General features: G+C 59.8%; 22 protein-coding genes and 3 tRNA genes. 15 read left to right on the top strand and 10 right to left on the bottom strand.

What is annotated here, in order from left to right:
• The first annotated feature begins 117 nt into the window (after positions 1-117).
• Complete coding sequence (locus QP891_RS11085) at positions 118-783, top strand: GNAT family N-acetyltransferase (protein ID WP_284771266.1); 666 nt, start codon at positions 118-120, stop codon at positions 781-783.
• Positions 784-786: 3 nt separating this feature from the next.
• Here QP891_RS11085 and wzt read toward each other — a convergent pair whose 3' ends face one another.
• Together wzt and wzm are read right to left on the bottom strand one after the other, a co-directional pair.
• Positions 787-1,587, bottom strand: coding sequence for a galactan export ABC transporter ATP-binding subunit Wzt/RfbE (wzt, locus tag QP891_RS11090; RefSeq protein WP_284771267.1), 801 nt, complete (start codon positions 1,585-1,587; stop codon positions 787-789).
• Positions 1,588-1,642: 55 nt separating this feature from the next.
• Positions 1,643-2,494 (bottom strand): galactan export ABC transporter permease subunit Wzm/RfbD, encoded by an 852-nt coding sequence (gene wzm, locus QP891_RS11095; RefSeq protein ID WP_042404151.1) that lies wholly within the window; start codon positions 2,492-2,494, stop codon positions 1,643-1,645.
• 214 nt (positions 2,495-2,708) lie between these two features.
• Here wzm and QP891_RS11100 point away from each other — a divergent pair, with 214 nt between their 5' ends.
• On the top strand, positions 2,709-3,962 hold the full coding sequence (locus tag QP891_RS11100) for an aminotransferase class V-fold PLP-dependent enzyme (RefSeq protein ID WP_284771268.1): 1,254 nt from the start codon (positions 2,709-2,711) through the stop codon (positions 3,960-3,962).
• 29 nt (positions 3,963-3,991) lie between these two features.
• Here the strand turns inward: QP891_RS11100 and QP891_RS11105 are convergent, their stop codons facing one another.
• Complete coding sequence (locus QP891_RS11105; RefSeq protein WP_284771285.1) at positions 3,992-4,948, bottom strand: NAD(P)H-quinone oxidoreductase; 957 nt, start codon at positions 4,946-4,948, stop codon at positions 3,992-3,994.
• A gap of 128 nt (positions 4,949-5,076) precedes the next feature.
• Here QP891_RS11105 and QP891_RS11110 point away from each other — a divergent pair.
• The 4 genes from QP891_RS11110 to QP891_RS11125 all read left to right on the top strand — a co-directional run bounded on the left by QP891_RS11110 (position 5,077) and on the right by QP891_RS11125 (position 7,113).
• Positions 5,077-5,161 (top strand) — tRNA-Ser (locus QP891_RS11110).
• 312 nt (positions 5,162-5,473) lie between these two features.
• On the top strand, positions 5,474-5,632 hold the full coding sequence (locus QP891_RS11115; protein WP_284771269.1) for a hypothetical protein: 159 nt from the start codon (positions 5,474-5,476) through the stop codon (positions 5,630-5,632).
• 363 nt (positions 5,633-5,995) lie between these two features.
• Positions 5,996-6,715: a hypothetical protein gene (locus QP891_RS11120; protein WP_284805958.1), complete on the top strand. Its 720-nt coding sequence runs from the start codon at positions 5,996-5,998 to the stop codon at positions 6,713-6,715.
• Between the two features lie 149 nt (positions 6,716-6,864).
• Entirely contained in the window at positions 6,865-7,113 is a 249-nt protein-coding gene (locus tag QP891_RS11125; RefSeq protein WP_284771271.1) for a hypothetical protein, read from the top strand.
• Between the two features lie 21 nt (positions 7,114-7,134).
• On the opposite strand, the gene QP891_RS11130 is transcribed toward QP891_RS11125, so the two are convergent.
• The 4 genes from QP891_RS11130 to QP891_RS11145 are packed head-to-tail and all read right to left on the bottom strand — an operon-like array spanning position 7,135 to position 10,202.
• The gene (locus QP891_RS11130; protein WP_284771272.1) at positions 7,135-8,142 is read right to left on the bottom strand and encodes a ThiF family adenylyltransferase; all 1,008 of its coding nucleotides are present in this window, start codon (positions 8,140-8,142) and stop codon (positions 7,135-7,137) included.
• Positions 8,139-8,600: a molybdenum cofactor biosynthesis protein MoaE gene (locus QP891_RS11135; RefSeq protein WP_284771273.1), complete on the bottom strand. Its 462-nt coding sequence runs from the start codon at positions 8,598-8,600 to the stop codon at positions 8,139-8,141. Before QP891_RS11135 ends, QP891_RS11130 begins: the two co-directional genes overlap by 4 nt.
• Positions 8,590-9,069 carry a MogA/MoaB family molybdenum cofactor biosynthesis protein gene (locus tag QP891_RS11140; RefSeq protein WP_284771274.1) on the bottom strand — a complete coding sequence of 160 codons (480 nt, stop codon included), beginning with the start codon at positions 9,067-9,069 and terminating at the stop codon, positions 8,590-8,592. The genes QP891_RS11135 and QP891_RS11140 overlap by 11 nt, the downstream gene beginning before the upstream one ends.
• Positions 9,066-10,202: a molybdopterin molybdotransferase MoeA gene (locus QP891_RS11145; protein WP_284771275.1), complete on the bottom strand. Its 1,137-nt coding sequence runs from the start codon at positions 10,200-10,202 to the stop codon at positions 9,066-9,068. Before QP891_RS11145 ends, QP891_RS11140 begins: the two co-directional genes overlap by 4 nt.
• 58 nt (positions 10,203-10,260) lie before the next feature.
• Between QP891_RS11145 and QP891_RS11150 the strand changes: the two genes are divergently transcribed.
• Complete coding sequence (locus QP891_RS11150) at positions 10,261-10,521, top strand: MoaD/ThiS family protein (protein WP_023016533.1); 261 nt, start codon at positions 10,261-10,263, stop codon at positions 10,519-10,521.
• A gap of 26 nt (positions 10,522-10,547) precedes the next feature.
• On the opposite strand, the gene QP891_RS11155 is transcribed toward QP891_RS11150, so the two are convergent.
• Together QP891_RS11155 and hisC are read right to left on the bottom strand one after the other, a co-directional pair.
• Positions 10,548-10,940 (bottom strand): phage holin family protein, encoded by a 393-nt coding sequence (locus QP891_RS11155; RefSeq protein WP_284771276.1) that lies wholly within the window; start codon positions 10,938-10,940, stop codon positions 10,548-10,550.
• On the bottom strand, positions 10,941-11,993 hold the full coding sequence (gene hisC, locus QP891_RS11160; RefSeq protein WP_284771277.1) for a histidinol-phosphate transaminase: 1,053 nt from the start codon (positions 11,991-11,993) through the stop codon (positions 10,941-10,943).
• Positions 11,994-12,113: 120 nt separating this feature from the next.
• Between hisC and QP891_RS11165 the strand changes: the two genes are divergently transcribed.
• Positions 12,114-12,202: transfer RNA gene (locus tag QP891_RS11165), tRNA-Ser, on the top strand.
• Between the two features lie 198 nt (positions 12,203-12,400).
• Positions 12,401-12,544 (top strand): hypothetical protein, encoded by a 144-nt coding sequence (locus QP891_RS11170; RefSeq protein WP_284771278.1) that lies wholly within the window; start codon positions 12,401-12,403, stop codon positions 12,542-12,544.
• 185 nt (positions 12,545-12,729) lie between these two features.
• Here the strand turns inward: QP891_RS11170 and QP891_RS11175 are convergent, their stop codons facing one another.
• Positions 12,730-13,107, bottom strand: coding sequence for an NUDIX hydrolase (locus QP891_RS11175; protein ID WP_284771279.1), 378 nt, complete (start codon positions 13,105-13,107; stop codon positions 12,730-12,732).
• A gap of 91 nt (positions 13,108-13,198) precedes the next feature.
• Between QP891_RS11175 and QP891_RS11180 the strand changes: the two genes are divergently transcribed.
• The 6 genes from QP891_RS11180 (at position 13,199) to QP891_RS11205 (ending at position 18,587) form a co-directional block, all read left to right on the top strand.
• Complete coding sequence (locus QP891_RS11180) at positions 13,199-13,561, top strand: YidH family protein (RefSeq protein ID WP_284771280.1); 363 nt, start codon at positions 13,199-13,201, stop codon at positions 13,559-13,561.
• Positions 13,554-13,877 (top strand): DUF202 domain-containing protein, encoded by a 324-nt coding sequence (locus QP891_RS11185; protein WP_284771281.1) that lies wholly within the window; start codon positions 13,554-13,556, stop codon positions 13,875-13,877. The genes QP891_RS11180 and QP891_RS11185 overlap by 8 nt, the downstream gene beginning before the upstream one ends.
• A gap of 125 nt (positions 13,878-14,002) precedes the next feature.
• The gene (mgtE, locus tag QP891_RS11190) at positions 14,003-15,367 is read left to right on the top strand and encodes a magnesium transporter (RefSeq protein ID WP_284771282.1); all 1,365 of its coding nucleotides are present in this window, start codon (positions 14,003-14,005) and stop codon (positions 15,365-15,367) included.
• A gap of 284 nt (positions 15,368-15,651) precedes the next feature.
• Positions 15,652-17,226 (top strand): SLC13 family permease, encoded by a 1,575-nt coding sequence (locus QP891_RS11195; protein WP_284771283.1) that lies wholly within the window; start codon positions 15,652-15,654, stop codon positions 17,224-17,226.
• A gap of 52 nt (positions 17,227-17,278) precedes the next feature.
• Complete coding sequence (locus tag QP891_RS11200; RefSeq protein WP_284771284.1) at positions 17,279-18,346, top strand: GTP-binding protein; 1,068 nt, start codon at positions 17,279-17,281, stop codon at positions 18,344-18,346.
• A 168-nt stretch (positions 18,347-18,514) separates the two neighbouring features.
• Positions 18,515-18,587: transfer RNA gene (locus QP891_RS11205), tRNA-Arg, on the top strand.
• Positions 18,588-18,664: the final 77 nt, after the last annotated feature.

Raw genomic sequence — 18,664 nt, forward strand, 5'->3', positions numbered from 1 at the left:
GTTCTCAGTACCTGGACATGGTGGTAGATTACCAATCTTGCCAGCTCGACTGGGCTGGATATCAGGTGTCCACCAAATGGGGGTCAGGTCCCTCCGCGTGGGCTAAGCTGACTGCTTATGGAAAGCATGTGGCCACCGTTTGGGCTGACGATTCGCGCGAGCGATACAACCCACCCTGGCGTGGAACTGCGCGTGATGCGCGATGAGGATATTGCGGCAATCGCCGGTGTGGCGCCAGAGGACATCTACGGCGCAGACATTCCAGATTACGCCTTTCCGTGGTTATTCAATCCCAGGATGAATACGCCTGCGGCGGCGGCCCAGTTCCGGTGGAGCAACCGGGCGCAGCTGCGCCCAGAAAAGTGGTCCTTGGACTTCATCGTGTGCGATGCGCACTCAGGAGAAATCCTGGGTACTATCGATGCGCGGGCGGAGGACTTCGCTAGAACGCGAGAAATTGCGACCGGTTCCTGGGTCTTTCACCGCTTCCAAGGCCAAGGGGTGGGCACGCTCATCCGGCACGCGGTTGTGGCCTTTGGCCTCGATTACCTAGGTGCGCAGGCGATGAGCACGAGCTGGGTGGCGCACAATGAGGCCTCGGCGCGGGTGAGCCAGAAGCTGGGCTACCAGGTGGTTTCTGAAGGGGAAGAAAAGGCGGGGCCGCAGAATAGTTCGCAGCGGCACGTGACTGCGCGCGTGGCGGCTTATAACTATAAACGCCCGGATGACCTGTGCGTGGAGGTCTCCGGGCTGAGCCAGCAGCTGCTGGGGATGCTGCGCTAGCTCCTACCCAGCGGCGTCTTCGCCCTCAAAGCGCTGGCGCAGATCGCGCACGTATTCGCCTACTTCTGGGCCCTCGTACTGGCCCACGACTTCAGATACCTCGCCCACGGAGCGGATTTCGCCGTGATCGATCCACAGCGCGGTATTGCACAGCTGCGCCAAAAAGTCATTGGAGTGGGAGGCAAAGACCAAGATGCCGGAGCGCTTAACCAGCTCTTGCAGGCGCACGCGGGCCTTGGCCATGAAGGCGGCGTCGACGGCGCCGATGCCCTCATCCAGCAGCAGGATTTCCGGCTCGATGGAGGTCACTACGCCGAGTGCCAGGCGCACGCGCATACCGGTGGAGTAGGTGCGCAGGGGCATCGATAAGTAATCGCCCAGCTCGGAGAACTCTGCGATTTCATCCATCTTTTTCTTCATCTGCTTGATGGATTGGCCCAAAAACAGCCCGCGGATGATGATGTTGTCGTAGCCGGATACCTCTGGGTCCATGCCCACGCCCAAGTCAAAGACGGGGGCGACGCGCCCGCGGACATCGGCGGTACCGCGCGTGGGCTCGTAGATGCCGGAGAGCAGGCGCAGCAGCGTGGACTTGCCGGCGCCATTGTGGCCAACGAGCCCGACGCGATCGCCTTCGCGCAGGTGCAGGTTAATATCCCGCAGCGCCTCAACCACCACGGTGTTGTGGTCATTTTTCCCAATGGCACCGCCCGCGGTAGAAAGCATGGCCTTTTTTAGGGAGCGGGATTTGGCATCAAAGATGGGAAAGTCCACGCACGCGTTATACGTATCAATTGAGACCATTAGTTTTTATCCTTTCAACGAGCCTCATGGTGGGGTGGGTGTAAAGGAAGGGAGGCTATACCCAGTAGCTCACGCGGAAGCGCCACTTGCGCATGACTAGCCCGGCGATGAACAAGCCGATTGCGGTGCAGCCGATGACGATCCACCAGTGGTAGGCGGCAACGGGCTCACCAATCATTGGGGCGCGCACGATTTCCAGGTAGTGATACAGCGGGTTGATTTCCGCGATGCGGGCGCGGTCTGCCACCGCACCGCCTTGGTCCTTGAGCGTATTGGTCATCCAGACAATCGGGGTGACGTAGAACAATAGCTGCGTCAGGGCTTCTAGCAGCGGGGCAACGTCGCGGAAGCGCGTGGCGATGATGCCAAAGAACATGGTGACCCACACACCGTTAATGAGCAGGAGCAGCAGCCCGGGGATAAAGAGGAAGAACTCCCAGCCCAGGTTGCGCGGGAAGATCATGATGAGCAAGAGCCAGATGATGAGGTTATGGCCTAAAAACAGCGTTTGGCGCCACACCAGGCGGTACACGTGCACCGAAAGTGGGGCGGGAAGCTGCTTAATCAGTCCCTCATTTTCAATAAAGACCGTGGCGCCTTCCTTGATGCAGCCCGAGATAAAGGTCCACATAATAAGGCCCACGGTGACGTGGGGAAGGAATTCCGCGACGGGAATCTGGAAAAGCATGGAATACAGCAGGCCCAAGGCAAGCGCCATCACACCGGTGGCGATGGTGATCCAGAACGGGCCAAGGACAGAGCGGCGGTAGCGCTGCTTGATATCTTGCAGGCCCAGCTTGAACCACAGCTCACGCTGCTGTGCACCCCGCGTAAGGTCCGCGAAAGCAGCCTTGAGGGTCATGGACTGGGACGCTGGAACGGCCTCGCCTTCTGGCTGGGAGGTCATGCGGGCGATATCAGCGCGCAGTTGATTGTTATCTTGCACGCCCAACACCCTAGCGCGCGTGCTGGGCAAACGGGGAACTACACGCCGCTAGCCTGCGAAAACGGCGATGCCCAGGGAAAATTCAGATTTGGGAAACTGACGCCAAACGCGTATACAGTAGGGAATCGACGGCCACGTGGTGGCAGTTGTTCAGTGCGATGAAGAAGGGGACCTAATGCCAGCAGCTTCGGCACACTATGACGTCTTTAGTGCGCGAGGTTTGTACACCGGGCTATCTGATGGCTGGACGTACCTCAACGCGCACGCGGTGCCCCAAATCTCGGAGCGCGTGACTTCCGGCGTTGCGCGGTCCTTCCGGATGGCGACGGCGGTAGCGACGCAAGAAGGCCCAGGCGGCGCCCACTCGGCTGCGCCGGAGCCGGGCCGGCTGGCAGGCGATGGCAACTACGCGGCAGCACGCATGGCCATTGCGGATCTCACCGGTTCCAAGGCGGACCGCGTGGTTCTTGGCCCGTCCCTGCCCGTGCTGTACCAATCCTTGGCGCGCGCGGCACGCCCACTATTAGGCAGCAATTCCTCGGTGGTGCTGTCCAAGCTGGATCCGCCTACGCTGTATTCGGCTTTTTCTGAGGTGCGCGCCGATATTCGCTGGGCACAGCCAGATCTTGGCACCGGCGAATTGCCGGGATTCCAGTTCGCGGAGCTTGTCGATGGCTCTACCAGGCTCGTCTCCTTTTCCGCCGCGCATGAGCTGTTGGGCACGGTATCCCCGGCAGAGGAGATCATTGACACGGTGCGGGGGCGCTCGCGTGCTTGGACGCTTCTCGATGTCTCCGCAATCGCGCCCTACCGCCCCATCCGCTTCGATGAGCTGGGCGCGGATATCGTAGGCATCGACATCGGCCTGCTTGGTGGGCCGCAAATGGCCGCCTTGGTCTTCCGCGATACGCGCATGCTCCGCCGCCTGGATGCCTTAAATCCCATCTATTCCAAGGAAGATGGACGCAAGCTAGAGACCCCGGTTTCTTCTGGCTTGGCCGGTGGCGTGGGGCCACTGGTAGACCACCTTGCGGCCTTGGCTGGTGGGGATAAGGGTTCGCGCCGGGTGCGGCTTAATAAGTCCATGACCGCCTTGAGCGCCTACCTCGAGGACTTGCGTGCGGATCTGTACTCATTTTTGAGCACGCTTCCCGCCGTACACATCCTGGGTGTTACCGGCGAGGCGGCGGCGGGCGCTTCCGATAATCGCTTGCCGCGCCTTACCTTTGCGGTCCAGGGCGTGCCCGCGGAGACGGTGTACAAGCGCCTCTTTGATAATGGGCTCGTCACCACCCTGGCTCCGCAAACGCCGCTGCTGACGGAAATGGGCGTGGAAGAGATCGGTGGTGCCGTTACCGTGGCATTAGGTCCGTTTAATACCCACCACGATATCGAGCACCTCGTGCGCGTCGTTGCCTCGCTCGCTTAAATTCGCCTAAGCAAGGCGCGCTGGGGAAACTACACCGTGAGGACCAGAGTGCCGGTGACCTCGCCGCTGTCGAGGTCGGTGTGGGCTTTGGCGGCATCGGCAAGCGGGTACGTGCCATGCAGCGCGTGCTTGACGCGTCCATCCTCCAGCATGGGCCACACATTCTTGATGGTGCCGGCGACGATCTCCGCCTTATCGTCCAAGTCACGCGCGCGCAGCGTCGTGCCCTGAATGGTCAGGCGCTTCGGCAGCATGGGGGCCAGGTTGATGTCCGCCTTGGTGCCGCCCTGCATGCCAATGATGATGAGCTTGCCGTCCTTGGCCAGGCACTTCATGTTCTTTTCCAGGTACTTTGCGCCGATGATATCCAGGATGACATCGCAGCTGCCCTTGAGCTCGTCGACGAAGTCCTGCTCCTTGTAGTTGATGAGAATATCCGCGCCGAGCTCGCGGCAGCGTTCCAGCTTTTCCTGCGATCCGGCGGTAACCGCCACCTCAGCGCCCAGCGCCTTTGCTACCTGGATGGCAAAGGTGCCGATGCCACCGCCACCGCCGTGGATGAGCACGCGCTGGCCCTCGTGCAGGCCCGCCTCGATGCCCAGGTTGGACCACACGGTGCAGCCGACCTCAACCACGGCCGCGGTTTCTTCCAAACTAAATCCCTTGGGCAGCGGAAGCAGTTGACCCTGCGGGACCGCGACGTATTCTGCATAGCCGCCGCCTGCAAGCAAACAGCCCACCTCGGTGCCAGCTTCCCAATCCGTATCGCCGGCATCCTCAATCACGCCGGCGGCCTCTAGGCCAATGATTTCCGATGCCCCTGGTGGCGGCGGGTACGCGCCCATCGTCTGCAGAATATCGCCGCGGTTGACTCCCGCGGCTTTTACCTTCACCAGTACCTCGCCGGATCGCAGCTCAGGAACGTCTACGTCCTGCAGCTCTAGCGACCGTGGGGTATCAGGATCGGTCTGAACGATTGCCTTCATCTGTGTAGCACTCATACCGCCAATGTAATGGAGGAGGTGTGGTGTGCGCCACGTCCATTTCCTCGTGGGGCAATGTGATTCGCGCGGGACTGTTTAGTAAGCTAACCAAGTTGCCTCTTCGGCACGATGGAGACGTGGCAGAGCGGCCGAATGCACCGGTCTTGAAAACCGGCGAGGTTTATTCCTCCGCGGGTTCAAATCCCGCCGTCTCCGCAGAGAGCATTCCCCTAGTCCTGACTGACTAGGGGTTTTGTCTTGTCTGTACGACTCAGCTGTCTAGAACGGGAAAACGTGGGACCTTTTCCTGCTTCCCCTGATTATCTTTGAAACTAAAATTTATTGCACGAAAGTTTTAGAATGAAAGAATAGGTAACGTAGATCGTTTAAACCCCAGGATGATTATTTTCTAACAAATCTACAAACTGACTGCTGAAAATTTGCACATCACCGCACCTCACCGCATACAATGATTGCTGCGCGCGGAAACGCGTATAAGATTTTTCCAACCTCGAAAGGAATTTCGAAATGATTTTTGATATCGTATCCAACGTACAGGAAGCAGCACACTCCGCAGTCTCCACCGGCTGGGACGCTCTTGAGCAGGCAAGCCTGTTCTTCCGTCAGGTGCCTTACCTGGTCCCGGACGCTGTTAACGAGTTCACCCGCTCCATCCTCGGCTTCTAAGATTTAAGAACCGAGAGAATAAAGCCCCGAGGCCATTTGGTCTCGGGGTTTATTCATGTGCTGACCCCATCTTGAGTTCTAGCGATGGTGGAAAACTAATATGCACTAGAAACTTATGTAGGAACAGAACGGGATTCTGTTGCTACGGTAGTGGAGCGGTTTGTATCGCTAGTGTTGACCGGTGCTCAGCCTCTACTTCCTCCGCAAAAGTCACTCACAACAAGGTGATAGTTAGGTAGCTTCTGGTTACGGCCAGATTGCTCAATTCTCATTTTTGCCTCTATTGCCGCGAACCTAGCCGCCCTAGCACTGTATGCTGCATTTATGCCTAAAACTCTCACCTCTCCTTGCGCGATCCTTGCAGTGACTGCTGTCGTTTTTGTTTCCGGTTGTTCTAATTCCGATGAGTCTAATAATGCCGATAGCAAGCCGAATTTCACCGGATCTAGCGCAACTTCAGATGCCAGCGAAGAAACCGCCCCTTCAGACACGGATGATAAAGGTGCTGGAGACGAGGATTCCGCGAAAGAACCGAGCGCCGCGACAGTGACGGAAAAGGCCCAGGAAAAAGCAGGTTCTGGGGAGAATAAGATCATCCTAGTAGAAGACTTGTACTCCCTGTGGGTACCAGCGTTGTGTGACCATGGCGCCGGCACGTTGGTGGATGGGACTTTGCCCGAGCACTTAAAGACTGGATATCCCAATGCTGCCGCTGGGCTAAAGCTCAACAAGGATGGAACCCCTAAGGGTGCTTACGCCGATATCAACGGCGATGGCAAAGATGAAGCTGTCATTACCTATGTCTGCGATCAAGGCGGCGTGGCTTGGCCAGATAATTTGCTGATTTATGACAATGACCTGAATTACATTACTCAGGTAGAAGACTGGACCCGTAATGGAATGGAGCCAGCACGCAGGCATATTAATCAGCTGGAGTGGACTGACAATACCGTGACCGTAACGTGGCGTGCCCATGGGGAAGGCGAATCGGGTGCTGTGGCCACGCAGGACCTGACGGGAAACCTCACCTTGGACGGCGACAAAGCGAACCTAGAGATGACGGGGCACCGGAAGACCTCTTAGATCCGTCTGATTTTGCTGCGGTATTTCATACCGGGGGATGACGAGCCTAGTGCGGCGCAGAATTAATCTTGGAAACGTACAGGGCAAGTCAGGTGTGGTCGTGATGCTGGCTTTGTCCCAGAGATAAAAATGCTCGACGAAAGGACATCATGAGTACCTCGGAACTTTATGTAGCAGCAGAATCCACTAACCCTAATGACACGTGGTGGTTCCTAGGGTTCCTTCCCATTATTTTGCTCGTCGCGTTCTGGATTGCGGCGGTTATTTCTATTATCGCTTCTGGGTACACGATTGCGGCCAAGGTGCTCTTTATCGCTGCTACCTTCGCCCTTCCTTTCTTGGGGCCGCTCATCTGGTTCCTCTTTGTTCGCGGCAGGGAAGACAAGCAAAGGCGCTAGAAGGACCATCACCCGGCTGGTTTAGGACATATTGTGCTGTTCCAACCACGCGTTAATGCCGCCGCGCAGGGAAACAACTTGCTTGTAGCCGCGGCCGCGCAGCGCGTGGACGGCTTGCGCGGAGCGGATGCCGCTGGCGCAGTAGATAACGGCGGCATCGCGCTGGCCGATGTCCGGGTTCTCGCCGGCGAGGATGCGGTCGAGGGGCAGATGCGTTGAATGAGGAATGGTGGCGCGGGCGCGTTCGGCGTCGGTGCGGACATCGATAAGCGGGGCGTGCGCGGGGATCTCGCGGACCTCGGGGGCATCGGCTGGCTGGGTAGGCTGTGCGCCGGTGGGGCGGATGGGGATATACTCCCAGGTCCCAGATAGCGCCTCAAAGTAGCCGAGCGTGCCAATAAGTGGGGTGCCGACGCCGGTAATGATCTTCAAAGCCTCCAGGGCCATCGCGGATCCTACCGTGCCGACGATGGGGCCCAGGACGCCGGCTTGGGAACACGAGGGAACCTCGCCTGGGGCAGGGGCGGTGGGGAAGACATCCTCGTACACAGGGCCCTTGCCGGACCAAAAGACGCTCATCTGCGCATCAAAGCCCAGGATAGAAGCCCAAATATGAGGAATGCCTAGGCTGTGGGCGGCCCATGAGCACAGGTAACGGGCGTCGAAATTATCCGTCCCATCGAGGATCACGTCGCAGCCGCGCAGCTGCTCGAGGGCGGTGGCGGATTCCAGGCGGCCGTGGCAGATGAGCTCCACCTCAGGGTTGAGGGCCCGCACCGCCGCTGCGGCTGACCCAGTCTTTGCGGTGCCAATGGCGGCGGTGGTGTGAATGACCTGCCGGTGGAGGTTGGAGGGGGAGACGAGGTCGTCATCGAAAAGCGAGATGCTGCCTACCCCGGCCCCTGCAAGGTAGAGCAGCGCCGGTGAGCCAAGCCCGCCCGCGCCGATGACCGCGACGTGGGAGTCAGCCAATTTCTGCTGGCCCTTATCACCCCACAGTGCCTCCTGACGGGCATAGCGGATGCTCATTCGAGGCCCACCCAGTTGACGGAGCCATCGCCGTGGCTTTGTTCTTTCCAAATGGGCACCTCGGCCTTGACGCGATCGGCGCAGGCCTCCGCAGCGCGGAAGGCATCCCCGCGGTGGGCAGAGGCGGCGACGACGGTAAAAGCCAGATCACCCACCTGTAGATCGCCGGTGCGGTGGGCCGACCACAAGCGCACGGGGTGTTGGCCTGCCACTTCATCGACAATCTCGCGCAGCTTTTCTGGGGCGCTGGGGTGTGCGGTATAGGTTAGCTGGGTGACATCGGGCCGGCCGCCATCGTGATCGCGCACGATGCCCTCGAACGTGACCACCGCGCCCATGGCTGGGGTGATGACCTCAGCTTTGGCGGTGGCAAGGAGGGGCTCGAGGGGTTGCTCGGTCAGCATAGCGCCGACAGTAAGCCCAGTTTGCGCGGCGACATAAGAAGGATCAGTGCTCATGTTTTCCTTCTAACATATCGACGATGTGGACGATTAATTCATCTAGCACGGCGCAACCATCTTTGACCCCGCCGGTAGAACCGGGCAAGGTCATGGCAAAGGTGGTGTCATTGACGCCTGCGACCGCGCGCGAGGCCACCGCGGTGGGGATAGTCTCCAGGCCCTTATTCCAAAAGGCCATGGCGATGCCCGGAAGCTCCCGCGTGAGGTGGGGTTGGACGGCATCAACGGTGAGATCATCCGGGGTCAGGCCGGTTCCGCCGGAGGTAAGGATGACCGCAGGCTTTTCGGCGAAGGCCTGATCCACCGCTGCGGCGATATCGGCATCAGACACCACGCGGGCATCAGGGCAGTCGAAGCCCTTGCGGCGCAGGAAATCTACCGCGATGGGGCCCGAGCGATCTTCGTAGACCCCGGCGGCGGCGCGGGTGGAGGCGACCAAAACAATGGCGGTGCGAGCAGAACTCATAGGGGATAGACCTTTACTTCTTCTCCTGCGCTGAGGTGCTTACCAGCAGGAATGCGGATGAGGTGGGTGGCATCGACGGCTTGGGCCAGCAGGTGGGAGCTAGCGCCGCCGGTAACGTGGGCCTGCGCATCGGCGTACCCGCGGCGGAATTGATCCTTGTGGGGCAGCCCCTCGATGGCGTGCGCGATTGGCACGCGATATGCCGCGGGCGCCCAGCCCAGGGTAGGGGCAACAAAGAGGCGGAAGCTCACCATGGTGGAAATCGGATTGCCGGGCAAGCAGATGACCGGGGTGCCGTGGAAACTGGCGATGCCCTGCGGTCCGCCGGGCTGCTGATCCACGTGTCCGAACCAGCCGGTGAGCACCTGCCGGATGACCTCGTATTTGCCCGCGGAAATCCCGCCGGAGGTGACGATCGCATCGGGGCGGTAGTCCTGCGTGGCCTCCTCCAGCGCGCGGGTGAGTACCTCTGGATCATCATCGGTGGTGACATAACCGGCGACTTCGATGCCGGCACGTTGGGCCATAGCGGAGATGAGCGGCGCATTGGCATCGGGAATAGCAGCTATACCCGTGCCAATTTCCGCGCCGCCGGTGCACACGAGGATGCGGGCGGGACGATAAACGCTGACCTCCTCAATGCCCTGGGAGGCCAGCGCGGCCAGGCGCACCGGGGTGAGCTTTTGGCCTTTGGCGGCCAGGAGAGCGCCCTGCTCAAGATCCGTACCCGTCCCGCGGATGAATTGGCCCTCTTCAGTGGCGGGGACGGTAATGGTCTCGCCCGGCTGGAGGAACTCCTGCGGCTGGCACTTTTCAATCGGCACGATAGCTGCCGTACCCTCTGGGACCTTAGCCCCAGTCATGATGGGGCAGGCAGCGCGCAAGGGGCCATCCAGCAGCTCGGCGGGATCCGCGCCTGCGGCGATGGTGGGGCCCACCTCGTACGAGCCGGCTGCGGTAGCGGGCAGCGCGTAGCCATCCATCTGGGAATTGCTAAAGCGCGGCGAGGGGAAGGCGGTATAGACATCGGCGGCAAGGACCATCTCCTGTGTCTGCCCTAGGGGCTGGGAGATGGCTTCGCGCGGGCCGAGGGCTGCCGCGACCTCATGTGCGTGGGTTTCGGGAGTGCGCATAGAGCCAAGTTTACCCGCGAGTTCGACACGTTCGAAGCCTGCGGGCATAGTAGGAAGCATGTTGACCGTTCACTATTTCGCCGCCGCCCGTGCCGCGGCTGGCGTAGCTTCGGAGCAGGTAAAAGCGCCCACCACCTTGGGCCAGCTCATAGAACAGCTGGGCAAGGACCACACCGGCACCACCGAAGCCGGCATGAGCATGAAAGAGGTGCTGGGGCGCTGCAACTTTCTTATCGATGGCGCCGGGAACACCCAAGCGGATTCGCCGCTGATGGGCGTGACCCGCGTTGACGTGCTGCCACCTTTCGCTGGGGGATAACCCGTGCCTTTAGACCAGCCGGTGCCTTAGACCGGCTTGCGCAGGGGGCTGGTAAAGAAATTGACCAGGCTGCTGACCAGGGACAAGACGATGGCGCCGAAGATTGCAGAGCCCCAGGAATTGACCACGAGGTGACCAATTCCTAAGTCAAAGGTATTAAGCGTCCACTCCACGATCAGCAGGGCGGCGCCGTTGATGACGAGCGCGAATAGCCCGAGGGTGAGGCAGGTCAGTGGGGCGCCGATAAAACGCAGCACGGGCATGACCACCGCGTTAATGATGATGAAAACAATGGACACGGCAATGAAATTGCCCAGCTTATCCGGGGTGATATAAATCCCGGGAATAATACCCACTACGACCCAGAGCGCAATCGCCATGGCGACCACGTTGAGGGCAAAATTGGTCAACGAGCGCATTTAGCCTCCTATGGTATCGTTCCATGCCTGCAGCAGGGTGTTAGTTTCTTCCTCGGTTGTAATGGTAATGCGTATGCCTTCGCTAAAGGCGCGGACGAGCACGCCGTGTGCGGCCAGGCGCGCGGCCACTTCCTGTGGTGTTCCTAGCTTTTCAATATTCGCTGCTGGCAGCCATACGTGGTTGGCTTCCGAGTGGGGAACGCCCCATTCTGCCAGTTCCTTTTCCACGCGCTGACGCTGGCCACAGGTCTCTTCGGTGCGCTCGCGCAGCGAATCCTGCGCTGCTAGCGCGGCACGGGCACCGGCCTGGGCCACGGCATTGATGGAAAAGGGAATCGCTACCTTATTCAGCGCTGCGATGACGTCTTCTGGGCCATAGGCATAGCCCACGCGCACGCCGGCCAAACCATAGGCCTTGGAGAAGGTCCGCAGGAAAACCACGTTGGGATAAGCGCCAAAAAGTTCGGTGCCCAGCGGGGTATCGGCATTCCGGTTGTATTCGATATAGGCCTCATCGAGGGCAACGAGGACATCGCTTGGCACCGCGTCCATAAATTCGGCGAACTCCGCTTTGGTTACGGTGGTGCCGGAAGGATTATTCGGATTGCAGACGAAAATTAGGCGCGTATCCGCGGTAATCTTCTCCGCCATCGCGGCCAAATCCACACGCTGATCCGCATCGAGCGGAACCGGAATGGGGCGTGCGCCCACCACCTGGGCAAAGATGGGATAAGCCTCGAAAGAACGCCACGGGAAAATCACTTCTTCACCGGGCGCGGTGGTTATCTGCACCAATTGCTGGCACAGCGCGGAAGAACCCGTGCCCACCGCAACCTGGTCAAAGCTCACGCCTAAGTGCTCGGCCAGATCCTCACGCAACTCGGTGGCTGCGATATCCGGGTAGCGATTGGCCTCGGCAGCGGCGCGGGCCATAGCCTCCGCGGCCTCAGGCAGCGGTGGCTGCGTGGCCTCATTAGAAGAGAGCTTGAGGGCATCATCGTGGCGCGCGCCGGGCACGTAGCCGGGGATGGCGAGTAAGTCGGAGCGAATCATGGCTACTACTCTAGGTCGTCTCTCCTGCGCGCGTGGAAGAAAACCGGGGACAAAACCAGGGGGTTAGTTTGGCCGTGGCGCATGCGGCAGGTATTGTCTTTTACGGTTCTTTCTGAACTTGGAGATGTGCCAGAGCGGCCGAATGGGGCTCCCTGCTAAGGAGTTGACCCTTCTGGGGTCCGGAGGTTCGAATCCTCTCATCTCCGCCACACAAATCCCGGGCAATTGCGCTCGGGATTTCGTTGTTTTGTCGCTTTGACGGACTGTCCACTTAGCGGCTTAAACGAAAAAATATGGTGGCCACCAAACTGGAGCTAGGCCCCTATCCTGCACGCGGGGATACGAGTATTCTCCGCGGGCACTTTTGGAGATCAAGGAGGTTTCTTTAAAAAGGAGAAACTCCAATCGTGGATAATGGAGTTATGGATAAAGCGAAGAAAATAAAAATCGGAGTTTTGCTCGCTTTAGCAGTCGCCTCTTTGGTGGTATTTATTTTGTGGCTGACTGATGTAATAGGCCTTGGCTTATTGGCGTCCTTATTGTTGTTCTGAACGTGGCTTCTGTGGGAGTACGCATGTGGGCGGAGTATGCAGGGCATCAGTCGAAATAAGTAGTACACCGCACCCCGTTGAGCCCCAAGGTGACTTTTACGTTATCGCTGGTTCACGATTCTGCCCTGGCGCAGGTGACGGGGTGTAGGCGTGGCGCCCTTTGTCGATGTGCGGGACTCACTACTTTAAAGCGCCGGAAAAACCTCGTTGCGCAGTAAGTCAGCGAGCTCGCACTGTGGGTCGGCGGGATCGATCCAAGCGGTTTCGGCGATTTCGGCCGCGGCGTGGGCGATGACGGGGCGCGGGTAGGTAAAGATATGCCCGCGGACGGTGTGGCCTGGTTCATTGGCGGCGGGGGCAGTGAAGGTGCCGAGCTCGGTAAGTTCAGGTAGGCGTACCTGCACGCCGATTTCTTCTTCCGCCTCGCGCGCAGCGGCCTGGACTGGGCTTTCGCCTTCTTCTAGCTTGCCGCCCGGCAGCTGGAACTTTGTGGATGTGGCCTTGCGTACGCCAAGCACATGGCCAAAGGAATTGCGGAAAACGATGGCTGCGACTTCAATCATGGCCCCGATCATAACGAGGCGGCCGCGGCCGGCGGGTAGGGGCGCGGGCTTATCGCGCTAAGGCCGCGCATTGAATATAAGGTAGGAAGGCATGAGCGATTCGAGGTTTCCCCGCTCGGTATTTGGGGTGGGAAGCGACCCTGATCCGCGTTTTACGCTGGCGAATGAGCGCACCTTCCTCGCATGGATTCGCACCTCGCTCGCGCTGATTGCCGGGGGAGTGGCCTTGGAAGCTTTCGATGTGCCGCTGCCGGCGACCCTGCGCGCCGTGGTCTCCGCATTCATGCTGGTAGTGGCGATTGTGCTGCCTGTGGTCGCGTGGTTGCAATGGAAGCGGGCCGAGCGCGCCTTGCGGCAGCAGCGTCCGTTGCCCTTCAGCATCGCCATCCCAGTGCTTGTGGGCACCATCGTCGTTATCGCGGCTGTCCTGCTGGTAGGCGAGCTACTTGTCTAGCCCGCAGCCACATGGGGAACTCTTTGACCCCGGCTTGCAGCCCGAGCGAACCCGCCTATCGTGGCAGCGCACCATCCTCGCGCTGGCGGTAATCCTCCTGGGGGTTATGCGGGTGGTCAGCGTCAGCGTGTTTCTCCCGTTGCTGGTGCTCGCGGCGGGCGTGCTGGTGTTGATAGTGGCGGTGCGAAAGCGGGCATCGCTTGTCGATGCCTCCTTGCGCACCCACCGCCACCTCCCCGGCGCCGCCGTCCTGGCCGGTGGTGCGGGGCTGGTCTCCCTGCTCGCAGCTTTTGCTTTGTGGGGTGTTTTTGCCTAAAGACAAAGTTTTCCGCCGCAGTGCTGTGTGCTGATGGGGGATACGCGTAATCTATGTGAGGCTATATCAATTACTGTGGCCACCGGCGCCGCGGTATGAGGGGCGAGAAGGGCAAGGTGACGGCGATGGCGGATACTACTGAGCAGGCCAGCGATACGGTCGAGGCATGGTTGAAGCAGGATTCTGCCATTGACCCGCAAAAAGCGCCCCGCTTGCAGGCGCTGCTTGATGAGGTGCCGCTGCAGGAGCTCATCGCCATCGTCGAGCGGCAAAATGCCATCCGCGCCGCGCTGGCCCTGCGCTTATTGCCGCGGCGTAAATCCATCGTGGTATTTGATGCCCTGGACGCCAAGCACCAGGCCGATATCATTGATGAGCTGGGCAATGCTGATGTCTATGAGTTCTTCGATGAACTCGAGCCGGAAGACCGCGTGGCCCTTTTGGATGAGCTGCCGGCGGAGATCGCGGATCGGCTGCTGCGCTCGCTTACCAAATCGAAGCGGGATGTCACCGGGGTTGTCCTGGGCTACACCAAGGGCTCAGTGGGCCGCCGCATGTCGCCCGAGGTCCCCGGCATCCATCCTGAAATGAGCGTGGAGGAAGCGCTGCGGACCCTGCGCGCGAAGGCCGATGAGCTAGAAACCATCTATGCGGTGCCCATTACCCGCGCGGATCGCCGCTTGGTGGGCGTGGTGACGCTGCGGGAAATTTTTACCGCGGAGGCCGGCACCACGATTGGGGACATCATGCAAAGCCCCATCTACGCCAATGCCAATGATGATGCGGAAGCCACCGCCAGGTGGTTCCTGCCGCTCGATATTTTGGCATTGCCCATCGTGGATGATTCAGACCGCCTGGTAGGCCTTTTGACCTGGGACGATGCCATTGACATCGTCGAGGCAGAGGATAGCGAGGACTCCGCGCGTGCCGGTGGTACCGAGGCCCTGCAGCAGCCGTACCTGTCCACGCCGCTATTGAAACTGGTGAAGTCCCGCATCGTGTGGCTGCTGGTTCTGGCGGTGTCTGCGCTGCTCACCGTGCGGGTCCTAGACGCCTTCGAGGACACCTTGGCGCAGGCCGTGGTGCTATCCCTGTTTATCCCGCTGCTGACCGGCACCGGCGGTAATACGGGAAATCAGGCGGCAACGACGGTGACCCGTGCGCTGGCGCTTGGCGATGTCCGCGGGCGCGACCTCCTCGCCGTTCTCTGGCGCGAGCTCCGCGTGGGCATGCTGCTTGGTGCCGTATTGGGCTTGGCGGGACTCGGCCTGGCAACGGTGGTCTACGGCGTGGATATTGGCTTAGTCATTGGCTCGACGTTGTTTTTAATCTGTTCCATATCCGCTACGGTGGGCGGGCTGATGCCCATCGTTGCAAAGACCATTGGCGCGGACCCCGCCGTATTTTCTAATCCCTTCATCTCCACGTTCTGCGATGCCACGGGCCTTATCATCTATTTCCTCATCGCCAAGTCGGTGCTCGGCTTATAGGGGCTCCTTACCCATGGAGCCTGGTCCGCCGGGCGGGGGGTGGCAGATCGGTGGGGAAGATTTCACATTTTGAGTAGCTGCGGTGTGTGAATTTTGAAAGTGGTGGGGGTGAATTCAGTAAAGTTTGTGGTTTCTGATGCAAATGTTTTGTAGGGTCTTAGCATGCTCTGCACGGACTGAATGATGTTCGGGATGCACCAAGGATCCGGCTCGATTGCTGGTAATTGACAGAGCTATCACACCCCCGCCCTGCTAAAAGTCTCTCTAGCGAAGGAGTTCGCGGCATGACCACCCCGCATACTCACGAATCTACCGCCCAATCAGAGGGCGCTGAGGATCCCGGTGCCCCGCGCAATGAATGGCGCCGCCAGTTCATTGGCCTTTTCATCGGCCTCGCCCTAGCCATCCTTGTATTTTTCATCTTCCCTTCAAATGCCATCGAGACTGTCCAGCAGTCCACCGGTGTGGATGAGGAGGCCGATTACACGCTAAGCGCCATCCGCACCGTTGCGGCGGTGACCATCCTCATGGGTGTGTGGTGGATGACTGAAGCCATCCCGCTGGCGGCCACCGCGCTGATTCCGCTGGTCATCTTCCCGCTCGCAAGCGTGGGCACCATTAAGGAAGTCGGCGCACCGTATGCCTCTGCCACCATTTTCTTGTTCATGGGTGGCTTCCTTATCGCGCTCTCGCTGCAGCGCTGGAACCTGCACCGCCGCCTTGCACTTTATGTGGTAAAGCTCATCGGTACCTCGCCGCGCCGCCTCATTTTGGGCTTCATGCTGGCCACCGGCTTTTTGTCCATGTGGGTATCGAATACCGCAACGGCCGTGGTCATGCTGCCGATTGGTACTTCCGTGCTGGCACTTACCGCAGAGACTGTTGGCGGTTGGGATAAGCAGAAGAAATTCGCCACCGCCCTCATGCTGGGCATCGCGTACTCCGCCTCCATCGGTTCGCTGGGTACCCTGATTGGTACCCCGCCCAACGCCTTCTTGAATGCGTACATGGCCGATACCTGGGACGTTACCCTCGGATTTGGCCGCTGGATGGCCGTCGGCGTGCCGCTGGCGCTAACCTTCCTGCTCATCGCATGGGTGCTGTTGATTACCATCTTCAAGCCGGAAATGACCGAAATTCCCGGCGGCCGCGAGCTCATCAACGATGAAATCAAGGCCCTGGGCCCATGGACCCGCCCGCAGATCATGACCGGCATCATCTTCGTCCTGGCCGCCCTGGCCTGGGTATCCCTGCCCATCGTCCTTGGCGATTTTGATAACTATGACGATGCCATCGTCGGCATCGCCGCAGGTATTCTCTTGTTCATCTTGCCGGCCGATTCGGAGCGCCGCATCCGCCTGCTGGATTGGAAGACCGCCAATGAAATGCCGTGGGACGTCCTCCTCCTCTTCGGCGGTGGCCTCTCCTTGTCCTCGGCCTTCAACTCTTCCGGTTTGTCCCTGTGGATTGGTGAGATGGCCAAGGGGCTCAGCTCCCTGCCCATCGTGCTCATCGTCGCAGCCGTGGCCGCCCTGGTCCTCTTCTTGACGGAGATCACCTCCAATACCGCCACCGCGGCCACCTTCATCCCCATCATGGGTGGTGTCGCCGTGGGCGTGGGCCTGACCACCGAAGGCGATATCAACGTCCTGCTGCTCACCATCCCGGTCGCCTTGGCCGCAACCTGCGCCTTCATGCTGCCGGTGGCAACCCCGCCGAACGCCATCGCTTACGGTTCCGGCTACGTCAAGATTGGCGAGATGATCAAGGGCGGCGTTGGCCTCAACGTCATTGGTATCTTCCTCATCACCCTTACCGTCTTCCTGCTGGCGGTACCGATCTTCGGGCTGGCGGTCTAGGCGCTAAACCCCTCAATAGCCATCCTTTAATGAAAAACGTTACCATTAAAGGATGGCTACACCTGTTACCGTGCTGTCCGGATTTTTAGGCAGCGGAAAAACCACGCTACTTAACCACCTGCTCGCAAACCGGGAGGGGCGCAAGCTGGCGGTCATCGTCAACGATTTTTCTGAGGTCAATATCGATGCCGCCCTCGTCGCTGGCGAAGGCCATCTGGAGCGCGGCGAGGATCGCTTCGTGGAACTGTCGAATGGCTGCATTTGCTGCACCTTGCGCGAAGACCTCATCGAGTCCGTGGGCAAGCTGGCGCGCTCCGGCCGCTTTGATCAGATTGTCATCGAATCCACCGGCATTTCCGAACCCATGCCCGTGGCTGCCACCTTTGAGTGGGAATTTGCCGATGGCACCACGCTTGCCGATGCCGCCCCTATCGACACCATGGTCTCCCTCGTCGATGCCTCTGCCTTCTTAAACCAATTGCGCCGCGGCCGCAGCCTCGTCTCCGAAAGCATCGAGGCTACGCCCCAAGATGACCGCACCATTTCCGATCTCTTAGTGGATCAAGTCGAATTCGCCGACCTTATCCTCATTACCAAAACCGATCTTGTCGATGCTGCCGAAACCGAGCGCGTCATCGCCGCAGTCCGCGCCATGAATCCGCGGGCTCGCGTGGTGCCGGTGACCCACGGGGTAATCGAACCGGGGCTAGTTCTCGATGCGCATTTGTTCAATGCCGCAACCGCAGCCGCCTATCACGGCTACGCCGAAGAGCTTGCGAACCCACACACTCCAGAAACCGAGGAATACGGCATCTCCTCAGTCGTCTTTCGTGCCGATCGTCCGTTTAATCGCGAGCGCCTCATTGCAGCCCTCCGGGCAAGCACGGGCCTCGTGCGGTCCAAGGGATACTGTTGGATCGATACCGACCTGCGCGTGGCCCACGCGTGGCAGCAGGCCGGGCCCAACCTGCAGATCATGCCCGCCTCTTTATGGGCCGCCAATGGCGTAACCCCCGGCACGGAGCTCGTACTCATCGGTGTCGACTTCGATCACGAATCCACCTTGCAGGCCTTTCAAGACGCCCTGCTTTCCGATGCCGAAGCCTCCGCCCTCGTATAGTCTCCTCGTCCTTCGCACCGAGCTAAAGCGTGAACGGCGGGTGAACAGTACACTCCTGGCCATCCCGCCGAACACGGCTCTGTACAGGCGATTTGTTAGTTTCCGGGTCCGTGGGTATAGTAAATCCTCGTTGCACAGCAGAGCATACGCACTGCTTCACAACGGACTGCGCCCGTAGCTCAACGGATAGAGCATCTGACTACGGATCAGAAGGTTGGGGGTTCGAATCCCTCCGGGCGCACAATGTCATGAGTCGCGACATGCTTGACAGGTCAGTCGCGACATCGTTGACAAACCGGCATCTCAGTCGTTTTTGTT

The sequence above is a fragment of the Corynebacterium sp. MSK310 genome, assembly GCF_030227355.1.
Classification (GTDB): Bacteria; Actinomycetota; Actinomycetes; order Mycobacteriales; family Mycobacteriaceae; genus Corynebacterium; species Corynebacterium rhinophilum.